The organism is Pedobacter sp. PACM 27299 (assembly GCF_001412655.1).
Lineage (GTDB): Bacteria > Bacteroidota > Bacteroidia > Sphingobacteriales > Sphingobacteriaceae > Pedobacter.
Genome location: NZ_CP012996.1, coordinates 4,945,289 through 4,958,311 on the forward strand (window position 1 = coordinate 4,945,289; position 13,023 = coordinate 4,958,311).

10 protein-coding genes are annotated in these 13,023 nt (G+C 40.3%); 6 read left to right on the forward strand and 4 right to left on the reverse strand.

From position 1 onward, the window contains the following. Positions 1–61: 61 nt before the first annotated feature. From AQ505_RS20825 to murA, 3 genes are all read left to right on the forward strand, one after another. Positions 62–2,368, forward strand: a complete 2,307-nt coding sequence (locus tag AQ505_RS20825; protein ID WP_062549957.1) for an ATP-dependent helicase — start codon at positions 62–64, stop codon at positions 2,366–2,368. Positions 2,369–2,578: 210 nt separating this feature from the next. Next, positions 2,579–3,274, forward strand: coding sequence for a DUF4290 domain-containing protein (locus AQ505_RS20830; RefSeq protein ID WP_062549958.1), 696 nt, complete (start codon positions 2,579–2,581; stop codon positions 3,272–3,274). Positions 3,275–3,315: 41 nt separating this feature from the next. Further along, entirely contained in the window at positions 3,316–4,641 is a 1,326-nt protein-coding gene (murA, locus tag AQ505_RS20835) for a UDP-N-acetylglucosamine 1-carboxyvinyltransferase (protein ID WP_062549959.1), read from the forward strand. 135 nt (positions 4,642–4,776) lie between these two features. Here the strand turns inward: murA and AQ505_RS20840 are convergent, their stop codons facing one another. The 4 genes from AQ505_RS20840 to AQ505_RS20855 all read right to left on the reverse strand — a co-directional run bounded on the left by AQ505_RS20840 (position 4,777) and on the right by AQ505_RS20855 (position 9,717). Further along, complete coding sequence (locus AQ505_RS20840; protein ID WP_062549960.1) at positions 4,777–6,138, reverse strand: pyridoxal-phosphate dependent enzyme; 1,362 nt, start codon at positions 6,136–6,138, stop codon at positions 4,777–4,779. A 153-nt stretch (positions 6,139–6,291) separates the two neighbouring features. Next, positions 6,292–7,374, reverse strand: coding sequence for a DNA-processing protein DprA (gene dprA / locus AQ505_RS20845; RefSeq protein ID WP_062549961.1), 1,083 nt, complete (start codon positions 7,372–7,374; stop codon positions 6,292–6,294). A gap of 598 nt (positions 7,375–7,972) precedes the next feature. After that, complete coding sequence (gene rsmG / locus AQ505_RS20850) at positions 7,973–8,605, reverse strand: 16S rRNA (guanine(527)-N(7))-methyltransferase RsmG (RefSeq protein WP_062549962.1); 633 nt, start codon at positions 8,603–8,605, stop codon at positions 7,973–7,975. Then, positions 8,596–9,717: a glycosyltransferase gene (locus AQ505_RS20855; protein WP_062549963.1), complete on the reverse strand. Its 1,122-nt coding sequence runs from the start codon at positions 9,715–9,717 to the stop codon at positions 8,596–8,598. The genes rsmG and AQ505_RS20855 overlap by 10 nt, the downstream gene beginning before the upstream one ends. A gap of 129 nt (positions 9,718–9,846) precedes the next feature. On the opposite strand from AQ505_RS20855, the gene tgt reads away from it, so the two are divergent. The 3 genes from tgt to AQ505_RS20870 are packed head-to-tail and all read left to right on the forward strand — an operon-like array spanning position 9,847 to position 12,975. Continuing rightward, on the forward strand, positions 9,847–10,977 hold the full coding sequence (gene tgt / locus AQ505_RS20860) for a tRNA guanosine(34) transglycosylase Tgt (protein ID WP_062549964.1): 1,131 nt from the start codon (positions 9,847–9,849) through the stop codon (positions 10,975–10,977). Then, positions 10,978–12,081 carry an LptF/LptG family permease gene (locus AQ505_RS20865; RefSeq protein WP_082461661.1) on the forward strand — a complete coding sequence of 368 codons (1,104 nt, stop codon included), beginning with the start codon at positions 10,978–10,980 and terminating at the stop codon, positions 12,079–12,081. It begins immediately after the preceding gene. Next, positions 12,082–12,975 (forward strand): DMT family transporter, encoded by an 894-nt coding sequence (locus AQ505_RS20870; RefSeq protein WP_062549965.1) that lies wholly within the window; start codon positions 12,082–12,084, stop codon positions 12,973–12,975. It abuts the gene before it with no gap. Positions 12,976–13,023 lie beyond the last annotated feature (48 nt).

The following is a 13,023-nucleotide window of genomic DNA, read 5'->3' on the forward strand; positions in this document are numbered from 1 at the left end:
GGTAGTCCGATAGCAATACATGGTTTAACAATACCTTTAAAAAGCAGAACAAGATAGCATTTTGGATTATTTAGCAGGATTAAACCCCCAACAACGCGCAGCAGTAGAAAACACCCAGGGACCAGCAATGATTGTCGCAGGTGCAGGCTCCGGAAAAACACGTGTCATTACTTATAGAGTAGCTCACCTGATTGAAAAAGGAGTAGATCCATTCAATATTCTGGTGCTTACTTTTACCAATAAAGCCTCCAAAGATATGCGCGAGCGAATCATGAAAGTGATTGGCGCAGAAGCAAAGAATATCTGGATGGGTACTTTTCACTCCGTATTTGCGAAAATATTAAGAGTAGAAGCAGAGAAGATCGGTTATCCTTCCAGTTTCACCATCTATGATACAGACGATAGTAAAAGTCTGATCAGAGCGATACTGCGCGAAATGCAGCTGGACGACAAGCTTTACAATGCCAATTTCGTATACAACAGGATCTCTTCTGCGAAAAACAACCTGGTTTCCCACATCGAATACCAGGAGAATGCAGAAATCCAGGCAGAAGACATCAGCAATAAACGTCCTTTAATCGGAGCGATTTATGAAACGTATACCAAACGCTGCTTCAAATCAGGCGCAATGGATTTTGACGATTTGCTGTTTAAAACAAATGTGCTGTTAAAAAATCATCCTGACGTCTTGAATAAATACCAGCAGAAATTCAAATACCTGATGGTAGATGAGTACCAGGATACTAACTTTTCACAGTACACCATCGTGAAGAAATTAGCAGCAGCCTACCAGAATATCTGTGTGGTAGGTGATGATGCGCAAAGTATCTATGCTTTCAGGGGTGCAAATATTCAGAACATCCTGAATTTTGAACGCGATTACCCGGATTTGAAAGTGTATAAACTAGAGCAGAATTACCGCTCTACCCAAAATATTGTAGAAGTTGCAAACAGCATCATCGCCAACAATAAAAACCAGTTGGAGAAGAATGTATTCTCTGACAATGAGCCTGGCGACAGGATCAGGGTACAGCGCGCCTTTACCGACAATGAGGAAGGTAAAATTGTAGCAGAAGCCATCATTCAGGAACGTAGTTCTAAAGGGTATAACTACAATGATTTTGCTATCTTATACCGTACCAACGCACAGTCCAGAGCAATGGAGGAAGGTTTAAGAAAACTCAATGTCCCTTATAAAATATATGGCGGACTATCTTTCTACCAACGTAAAGAGATCAAGGATTTAATTGCTTATTTCCGCTTAACCTTCAACCCAAGTGATGAAGAGGCCATCAAAAGGGTAATCAATTACCCAAAAAGAGGGCTTGGTGATACGACCGTAGAAAAACTATTGGTTGCTGCTGATGAACACAATGTGACCATGTGGGAAGTCGTATGTAATCCACAACAGTACATTGCCGGCAGAATCGCCAATCAATTGAATGATTTCGCAATGATGATCAAGAGTTTCACTGTAGAAGCCAAGAAATTGGATGCTTATGAAGCCGCTTTATACATCGCACAACATTCTGGGATTTTAAAAGAATTACATTCCGACATGACTGATGAAGGTCGTGGGCGACATGAAAACATACAGGAATTATTAAACGGGATCAAGGAATTTGGAGAACGCGAAGATATCGAAGACCGCAGTCTGGAAATATTTATGCAGGACATTGCCTTGTTGACCAATGACGATAAATCAAACGACAAAAACGTAGATACCGTTTCATTAATGACCATTCACTCTTCAAAAGGGCTGGAATTTAAGAACGTATTTGTAGTTGGTTTAGAGGAAAACCTCTTCCCTTCTCAGATGTCGCTCAATTCAAGGTCTGATTTAGAAGAAGAACGCAGGTTATTTTATGTAGCAGTAACCCGGGCAGAGAAGAAACTGACCCTTACCTACTCTACTTCGAGATACAGATGGGGAACTTTAACCAATTGTGAGCCAAGTCGTTTTATCGAGGAAATCAATGCCCGTTACCTGGAAATTGAGGTACCAAAATCTGCTAAACCACCTACTAGCGACGACAGTTTCTCTTCTGAAAGAAGAAGCTGGACACAGCAAAGGGATAGTTTCAGCAAACCAAAGCCTGCTGCTTCTGGCACAGCAACCGGTACTTCTACCGCTCCAAGACCTAAAACATCGGTATTGCCTAAAGCCCATGTGCCTACACCGGGTTTCGCACCTGATGCGGCAAACCTTTTTCAAAATGGAATGGAAGTGGAGCATGAGAAATTCGGTTTCGGTAAAATTGTGAGTCTGGAAGGCAGCTTACCTGATGTAAAAGCAACGGTATTTTTTCAAGGTCTGGGTAATAAGCAGTTATTATTAAAATTTGCTAAATTGCGAATTGTTAAATAAAATATATCTTTACAGAATCCGGAGGAGTTTATAAATCCGTGATTGCTACTAATTTGATTATAGATTATACAATTAATGGCTATAATTCGTTATCACCTGATACGATCAGCCTTTAGCAAACTTAGCTTATTCAAGAAGATAAATACGCCCTAAGGGCCGACCGGCACTTTAAACCGGTCGCACATAAAAATAAAAAGTATAATTATACAGATGAATTTCGATTATAATACCACAAGAAACGAGTTAATCCTCGCCGAATACGGCCGTAATGTACAGAACATGGTGAAGTACATTATTGAATTACCCGACCTTGAAGAACGTAATAAATATGCTCAGGCGGTGATAGATCTTATGGGATTCTTAAACCCCCATTTGCGTGATGTTGCTGATTTTAAGCATAAATTATGGGATCACCTACACATCATCTCGGGTTATAAAATCGATGTAGACAGCCCTTATCCAAAGCCTACCCCTGAAGATGCTTTAGTAAAACCGAAACATATCGGCTACCCTCAGCAAAAAATCACCTATAAACACTACGGTAAAACTGTGGAAACGATGATTGAAAAGGCAAAAGCCGTTGATGATCCGGAACGCAGAGCGGCAATGGTACAAGGCATCGCAAATTTCATGAAAATGGCTTACGTCACCTGGAATAAAGACAGTGTTGCGGATGAAACGATCCTGAAAAACCTGCGCGAGCTGTCGGGTGGTGAGCTGCAACTGGATGAAAATGTAAACCTGGCGAAGGTTGAATTCAAACCTGTAGTGACCAGACCAGCGAACAACAATAACCGCGGCAGACAAAACAACAATAACAACAACGGTAAAGGCAGACAAAACAGCACCAGTAACAACAACCGCCCTCAGCGTAACAACAATAGCAATCCAAAACCACGTCACTAGATCTTACCAATTTTAATACTACTATACAAGCTTACTACAACATGAATGCATTCGAAATAATTGGTGGACAAAAGTTAAAAGGTGAAATCACACCTCAGGGAGCGAAGAATGAAGCCCTACAAATTATCTCAGCAGTTTTATTAACTGAAGAAAAAATCACCATCAGTAATATCCCTGATATTAAAGATGTTAACAAACTAATTGAACTATTAGGAGACCTTGGGGTAACCGTAGAACGTCTTTCAAAAGACACTTATACTTTTGAAGCCAAAAACATTAACCTGGATTTCTTCCAATCAGATATTTTTAAATCTAAAGGCGGCAGTTTAAGAGGATCAATTATGATCGTCGGTCCACTATTGGCCCGTTTCGGTAAAGCAGCAATTCCTAAACCAGGCGGCGATAAAATCGGCCGCAGAAGATTGGATACGCATTTCTTAGGCTTTGAGAAATTAGGTGCTAAATTCGTTTATGACGCTAAAAAAGAGTTTTTTAACGTAGATGCTACCGCCCTTAAAGGTGCTTATATCCTGATGGATGAAGCTTCCGTAACCGGAACTGCAAATATTGTGATGACTGCTGTTATGGCCACAGGCATCACGACCATTTATAACGCTGCCTGTGAGCCTTACTTACAGCAACTTTGTAAAATGCTGAACCGTATGGGTGCCAAAATTACTGGGGTAGGTTCCAACCTGCTGACCATTGAAGGTGTCACCAAACTTGGCGGTACAGAACACCGCATGCTGCCTGATATGATTGAAATCGGTTCTTTCATTGGCCTTGCGGCGATGACCGAATCAGAAATCACGATTAAAAACGTATGCTATTCAGAACTAGGAATTATTCCTGAAGTTTTCAGAAAACTAGGTATCAAATTTGAACTTAGAGGTGATGATATTTTCATTCCTTCTCAGAAACATTATGTAATTGAATCCTTTATTGATGGCTCTATGCTCACTATCGCAGATTCTCCATGGCCAGGATTCACTCCTGATTTGTTGAGTATCGTATTGGTAGTAGCTACTCAAGCCAAAGGATCAGTATTGATTCATCAGAAAATGTTTGAAAGCCGTCTGTTCTTTGTCGACAAACTGATTGACATGGGTGCTCAAATCATCCTATGTGATCCACACAGAGCAACAGTAAACGGAATCAACAAGCAATATAAATTAAGAGGTATCAGCATGACTTCTCCGGATATCCGTGCAGGAGTATCCCTATTGATCGCTGCTTTATCTGCGGAAGGAAAATCAACGATTTTCAATATCGAGCAAATTGAGCGTGGTTACCAGGACATTGACACCCGTTTACGCGCCCTTGGTGCACAGATTAAACGTGTTGATGCTTCAGCACCTAGTCACTAGAATAATTGAGCAAAGTCACTTGGTTTAAAATAACAAGGCATAAAAAAATCCCGGAAATCCGGGATTTTTTATGCTTAATAAATTCCTACTTTACCAATATGAAGGACTCAGCCTCCTATTGAAATCGCATTGATCCTATGCAGAAATCGCGTTGATGATGTCGTATTGAGTGATGATCTCAATTCTGCCATCCTCATCTTCTACCAATACCGCTGAATTTTCTTTATTGATCAATGATGAAATCTTATCAATCGAAGTGTTCATATCCACAAAAGGAAAGGTACTTGACATAATCTCTTTTACTGGCGCAGATTTTAAAGATGGGTTCTCTAAAAGTGCTTTAATGATATCACTTTCGGCCAATTTACCGACTACCATTCCTTGCTGAGTAACCGGAATCTGAGAGATATTTAAAGCATTCATATTGTTGATGGCTTCCAGAATTGTCTTCTCACAATCAATGGTAATGATTTCTGCAGATTCCTTTTTGGAAAGAATAGACCTTGCAGTCAGCTTCTCATCTTTAAGGAAACCTCGTTCTCTCAACCAATCTTCATTGTACATTTTCCCCATATAACGGCTTCCATGATCATGAAAGATCACCACCACCACATCTTCTGGCTTCAATTTATCTTTCAACTGTAATAGTCCGGCAATAGCCGATCCTGCAGAATTCCCCACAAAAATCCCTTCTTTACGTGCAATATCCCGCGTCATTAGGGCTGCATCTTTATCCGTCACTTTCTCAAAAAGGTCTATGATATCAAAATCTACGTTCTTTGGTAAAAAGTCTTCTCCAATCCCTTCCGTAATGTAAGGATAGATCTCATTCTTATCTAAAATGCCTGTTTCTTTATATTTCTTAAATACCGATCCATAAGTATCAATACCCCAGATCTTAATATCAGGATTCTGCTCTTTCAAATATTTCCCTGTACCAGAAATGGTACCACCAGTACCTACCCCAACCACTAAATGCGTGATCTTTCCTTCAGTTTGTGCCCAGATTTCAGGTCCCGTCTGCTCATAATGTGCCTGAGAATTAGCCAGGTTATCATATTGATTCGGTTTCCATGAATTCGGAACTTCACGTTCTAAACGCGAAGAAACTGAATAATAAGATCTTGGATCTTCAGGTTCTACGTTCGTCGGACAAACGATCACTTCCGCACCAAAAGCACGTAAAGCATCTACTTTCTCCTTAGACTGCTTATCTGTAGTCGTGAAAATACATTTATAGCCCTTAATAATTGCCGCCATAGCCAGGCCCATCCCGGTATTTCCAGAAGTACCTTCTATGATCGTTCCACCCGGTTTAAGCTTACCGCTCTTCTCCGCGTCTTCAATCATTTTAACTGCCATACGATCCTTAATCGAATTACCAGGGTTGGTACTTTCAACTTTCGCCAATACCGTAGCCGGAATTTCTTTCGTAATGTTATTCAATTTTACCAGTGGTGTATTACCAATGGTTTCCAAAATATTATTGTACCACATGGTTACAAAAATACAAATTGGTGCTTAGAATTCTATTTATAAAACATAATTCAATATTTAATATTGTAAAAAACAATTAAACAAAATAACATTTTAATCTACTAGTCCAATAGACTTATCTACCATCTATTATATAGGTAAATGAAGAATATCTCAATTGAGCCGATACCGTTTCCCCGGCAAAGAAGTCAGCAAGCCCTCGATTTCCAGCGTCAATAAATGCAATAATAACTTACTTTGGGGAAGTCCTATCTGATGGGTCAGCGCATCAAGTTCCATCTCCGAAACCTTTAACACCTTCAATATCTGTACTTCTATATCAGAAAGATCGGCTGGCAACTCTGTTGGCACAACTGCTTTATATTCCTCCCAGCCTAAAAAATAAGGAAGGTCTTTCGCATGGCTAATTAGCCCGGCTCTATTTGTCTTAATCAAGAAATTACAACCTTCAGAATAAATATCCGTTGTTCTTCCTGGAAAAGCATACACATCCCTATGGTAAGAATTGGCCAGATCAGCCGTAATGAGCGCCCCGCCTTTGGATGCTGCCTCTACCACAATTGTCACATCCGAGATCCCTGCAATAATCCGGTTGCGCTTAGGAAAATTCTCCTTATCAGGATTAGTGTACGGAGGGAATTCCGTTAACAGGCCCCCATTCAACACCATTTTTTGAGCAGCAGGACCATGCACTTGAGGATACATCCGGTCTAAACCATGCGCCAGTACCCCTACCGTCGGAATACCTTGCGCTAAACTTTCCTGATGCGCGCAAATGTCAATGCCATAGGCGAGTCCGCTTACAATCAGTACGTCATAAGGTGCCAGCACTTCTGCCAATTGCTTACAGAGCATCTTACCGTAGCTAGTGGCCATACGAGTTCCTACTATACTAATAATGCGTGGATGATTCAGGTTTGCAGTCCCACGATAATAAAGTAGGATTGGCGCATCATCACAGTTTCGCAATCTTGATGGATAATCATCATCCGTATAAAACAGCACCTTCACCTGATATTTCTCTATAAACTTCAGTTGTTCTTTCGCTTTTAATAGTGCGTTCTTCCCTAAAATATGTTCTGCAGTAATGAGGCCAACTCCCGGAACCTGCATCAATGCTTTCTTATCCGCTTTAAATACCGCTTCCGGTGTGATAAAATGGGTCAACAGATGTTTAGCAGTAACATGCCCAACATTTTGGATCATACTCAGGGCAATTTTATAAATTAAGCTCATTGGTCTAACTTATATTTTATCTATTGGATTATCACAATATCTATTAGATTATCACAATGTTTACTGTAATTCTGCTTCTATTCGTAAAAAGAGGTTTCGGCGTCAACGACTGGAATCTTTTACGCTGAAGGAGCGCAAAATTTCCTAGGTCGTTTCCCGCAAAATCTCTTTTTACTAACTCATACTGCACAATTAAGATAAACCTGATCTGATATTGGAGGGGGCATTGCCAAAGCAGCATAGAGGCGATGAAGAGCGATTAGTCTTATCGTTTATATGGATAAACCTGACGCGTTATTGGAGGGCGCATTGCCAAAGCAGAGAGGCGATGAAGAGCCGTTAGTCTTTATCGTTTATATGGATAAACATGATGCGATATTGGAGTAGTCATTGCCAAAACATGCACAATGAAAGAGATGACAAGAAAGCTTTAGAAAACTTAGCCAATAGAAAGTTTCCCTGTGATGAACGCATGTAGCCCCGAAAAAAAAGCAGTTTGCTCTTTGAAGACATTCGAAGATTTGCCCTTCAGCAAATATTCGGGGATGAAAAGAGTAACTGCTTTTTTATAAAGGTCTCTCAAAGAAAAGAACCCTTACTATTGTGGAATATACATCACATACTTAGTATCGAAGAACTCTTCTTTAAAGTAATCTGAAAGCGGATAAAGCTCGGCTTTCAACCTTGTTTCTTTAATTTCTTCGGCCAGATCACCACCTTTAAGGTAGAGAATCCCGTTTGCAATTGCATTTTTAGAATCTTTATTGAACTTATCTTTTACCCAAGGATAGAAATCAATCAGGCGTGTCACCGCTCTTGAAACAACAAAATCATATTTATCGCTCACTTGTTCTGCTCTCAGGTGACTGGCTTTAACATTCTTCAATCCTAAACCAGCAGCAACTTCCGTAACTACTTTGATTTTCTTACCGATAGAATCTACCAGGTGAAATTGTGTTTCCGGGAACATTATGGCTAATGGAATCCCAGGAAAACCACCACCAGTACCTACATCAAGCACTTTAGTACCAGGCTTGAATGTACAAAACTTAGCGATACCCAAAGAATGAAGGATATGGCGTACATATAACTCTTCAATATCTTTTCTGGAGATCACATTGATCTGGGCGTTCCAGAAACTGTATAAATCATATAACTGATCGAATTGAGCAATTTGCTCTTCAGTCAGATCTTTAAAATATTCTTGTATTAGCGTTGATCTTATTTCCACTTTACCTTTTTTACAAATATAGACAGAATGCCATTAAACACGAGGAAAATGAATAAGAGAATGTCCAGAATCGGGAAACACCACCTTAAATCACTATAATTTAGCCGCTTTAAAATGCGGGGATAGATAAAACAGCGGATCACAATGCTCAGCCCCAGAATCCCCAATGCCGGGTACAATGTGGCTTTAAAGAACAATAATCCTGTGAAGAAAGCATAAAATAGAAACTGGAAGATGATCTGACAGGAAAGAATGAACTTATGCTTTCTTTTATATAATTTTCCAGCACCGAAGTGGCGTTTTTTTTGTCTTAGGTAGCCCCCCCAACTTGTATTTGGTTCCGACCATACCTGTGCATCTTTATTGATTCTAATTTCCGTATTTGCTGCGGTTGCATTTGCATTTACGAACAAATCATCATCACCTGAAGGAATGTGCATGTGTGCTGCAAAGCCTTTATTCTTAAAGAAAAGTGTCTTTTTATAGGCCATATTCCTACCCACTCCCATATAAGGCATTCCTTTTATGGTGTAAGACAGGTAGTTTACTGCGGTAAAGAAGGTCTCAAAACGAATCAATGCGTTTAAAACCCCTCTTTTTCTCATATATGGGGAATACCCTAAAACAATATCGACCTCTGGATCTTCACTTTGCTGCATGCCCATTAACCAGTTTTCTGAGGCTGGCTGACAATCCGCATCTGTAAAGACCAGCCAATCATTGGAAGCGGCTTTAATTCCCATGGTTACTGCAAATTTCTTTCCGGCAATGAACTTTTCACCTTCCCCAATCGTCACAATTTTCAATCGCCTGTGCTGTGATGCAAAGTTTTCTAAAAGTTGCCGTGTACCATCCCATGAGCGATCGTTCACCACAATTACCTCAAAATCAGGGTAATTCTGCGCCAGCACTGAGGGCAGGTAAGCGGTTAAATTGTCGACTTCATTGCGGGCACAAATGACCACGCTTAAAGGTTTCTTTGCCGTTTCAGGTATAGGTTCTACGGGATAAAATGCAAGTTTCAGATGAACGAACAGGCTAAAGTATAATTGTATAAAGAAACAGAAGATAAATGCGCCCAGCAGGCAGGTCTCTAGTAAGGTTAATTCCACGTTGTATTTTTGTAGCCTCCAAATTTCAGGTTTTTAATCTGTAAATTCCTTTATGTGGATAAAAATTTAGGGCCATTTATAGCGTTATTTTTGCTATTTTTGGCAGATTTTAGTGGAGCATACAGATTTATGAAATTTACCTTACAGGCAAAAGATACACATTCAAAAGCACGAGCAGGAACAGTAACAACAGATCATGGGGACATACAAACTCCTATTTTCATGCCTGTAGGCACTGCGGGAACTGTTAAAGCAGTTCATCAACGAGAACTTAAAGAGGATATTGACGCCAAGATTATTCTTGGTAATACCTATCACCTATACCTCAGACCAGGTTTAGACATTATTGAAAGAAGCGGTGGATTGCATAAATTCATTGGCTGGGATCGCCCTATTTTAACAGATAGTGGAGGTTACCAGGTTTATTCTTTGAGTAAAGTAAATAAGATTAAGGAAGAAGGGGTTACTTTCCGTTCCCATATTGACGGTTCAAAACACTTATTTACCCCAGAAAATGCGATGGACATCCAGCGCACGATTGGAGCGGATATCATCATGGCATTTGACGAATGTACGCCATACCCATGTGATTATAAATATGCGGCGAACTCTATCAATATGACCCACCGCTGGTTAAAACGCTGCTGCAAGCGTTTCGACAGTACTGAACCTAAATATGGTTTCAGCCAAACCTTATTTCCTATTGTACAGGGCTCTGTTTATAAAGATTTAAGAAAGAAATCTGCAGAATTTATTGCCAGTATGGATCGTGAGGGAAATGCGATTGGTGGTTTATCTGTTGGAGAACCCGCCGAAGAGATGTACGGCATGACTGAAGTGGTCTGCGACATCTTACCTTATGAGAAACCACGTTATTTAATGGGTGTAGGAACACCAATCAACATCCTGGAAAACATCGCTTTGGGTGTAGATATGTTTGATTGCGTGATGCCAACCAGAAATGCCAGAAATGGAATGTTATTTACCAGAAACGGAATCATTAACATCGGCAACAAGAAATGGGCAGATGACTTCTCTCCTATTGATGCAGACAGTGATTTATACGCTGATCAGGTTTATTCTAAGGCCTATTTAAGACACCTGATGCACTCGAAAGAGATGTTAGGTGCTCAGATTGCCACTTTACACAACCTGCATTTTTACCTTTGGTTAGTGAATACTGCCAGAGAAAAAATCATCAATGGTGAGTTTTATGCCTGGAAAAACAAAATGGTGACCATCTTAGGTAATAAACTATAAATGAACTTTATAAAAGGCAGGATTAAAATTATCGACTGGTATATTATCAGTAAGTATCTGGGTACATTTATTTATACCCTGACGCTTTTTGTCATCATCATTGTCATCTTTGACCTTTCAGAGAAACTTGATGACTTTCTTGGTAATAACCTGACCTTCTGGCAAGTGGTATCCCTGTACTATGCAGGATCAATCCCCTTTTATGTCAATATGCTTTCTCCGCTAATCAACTTTATTGCTGTGATCTTTTTTACGGCAAAAATGGCCGATCAAACGGAAATTGTACCCATTTTAAGTGGAGGAGTAAGCTTTAACCGCTTCCTCCTTCCTTATTTCATCTCCGCATTCATTATTTTCGCAGTCAATCTGGGTTCCAATCTGTACATCCTTCCCTACACCAATCAGATTAAGAACAACTTCGAAAACAACTTCATCAAGAAGAACGATCCGAGTAGTAAAACGGACATTCACATGAAGCTGGATGCGAAGACATACATCTACATGAAAAGTTTTGACAACAAGACTAAGATTGGATCACAGTTCACTTTGGATAACTTCAAAGGGGATATCCTGACGAAGAAAATTGTAGCGGATGAAATCAAATGGGATTCCCTGAAACGCTCATGGAAGCTGACAAACTATACTGTAAGAAATATTGACGGCTTAAAAGAAACTATGGTGAACGGCAGTACCGTACCGAAAGATACTGTTCTGGATATGCGTCCTGATGATTTCTCTGCTTACGACAACATCTACGAAAACCTGTCTAACAAAGACCTCTCTGAGAAGATTAAAAAAGAAGAAATCCGTGGTTCCGGGATCATGAACGACCTCTTATTTGAACGTTATAAACGATATTTACAACCCCTATCTGCCTTCGTACTCACCCTGATCGGCGTGGCACTTTCTTCCAGAAAAGTACGTGGAGGAGTCGGTTTACCCCTTGGAATAGGGATTATTCTGAGTTTTGGCTATATTGTATTGAACCAATTCGCCAAGATGTTCTCCCTAAAAGGAGGGATTTCCCCACTGTTTGCAGTACTGCTCCCTACCATATTTTTCGGCTTACTGGGCTATTATTTACTCCGTAAAGCACCAAAATAAGTGAAACCTTCAGTTCAGACTTCCTCCAATAGAAACCTGCTCATTTTACATGCAACCGTCTTTATATGGGGCTTTACCGGCATTTTAGGCGCTGTGATTTCTGTGAATGCGGTTCAACTAGTCTGGTACCGCGTACTGATCGCCAGTTTAACCTTATTCATCTACTTTCTCTGTTCAAAAACGAGCTTAAAGATCTCCAGGAAACAGTTTCTGCAATTTTTCTTTACTGGAAGCGTGGTGGCCCTGCACTGGATTCTGTTCTTCTATGCCATTAAAGTTTCTACCGTTTCCGTCACGCTGGTTTGTCTCTCTTCTTTCACCCTATTTACTGCGATATTAGAGCCCCTGATTAAGAAAAAGCCAATTCGGGTTCCGGATGTAGTGATCGGGCTGATCATTATCCTGGGCATCTATATGATCTTTAAATTCGAGTCAGGTTATACGTTGGGGATCATTATGGGACTATCTTCTGCATTGGCTTCGAGTTTATTTTCTACGATTAACTCTACTTTAGTTCAGAAAAGTGATCCAAAAATCATCGGCTTCTATGAAATGGCAGGCGCACTATTCTGGATTACACTATACCGTTTTTTTGACCGCTCCTTACTTCATGAACATTTTGACCTCAGCTTTTCAGACTGGTCGTACCTCTTGTTGTTAGGCACAATCTGCACTGCTTTGGCTTATGTGGCTGGCGTTTCAGTGATGCGAACCCTATCTGCATTTCGGGTGGCACTCATCACCAACCTAGAACCAGTTTACGGGATCATTCTGGCCTTTCTTTTCTTTGGCACCAAAGAGACCATGTCTGTCGGTTTTTACGCAGGAGCAATTTTGATTATCGGCGCTGTTTTCCTATACCCGATTTATCAAAAACGCAGGAAGCTCAACTAGCTGTCAGCGCTTTTAAGCCTCTGGAACCAAGCTCATCCATCTCCGAAA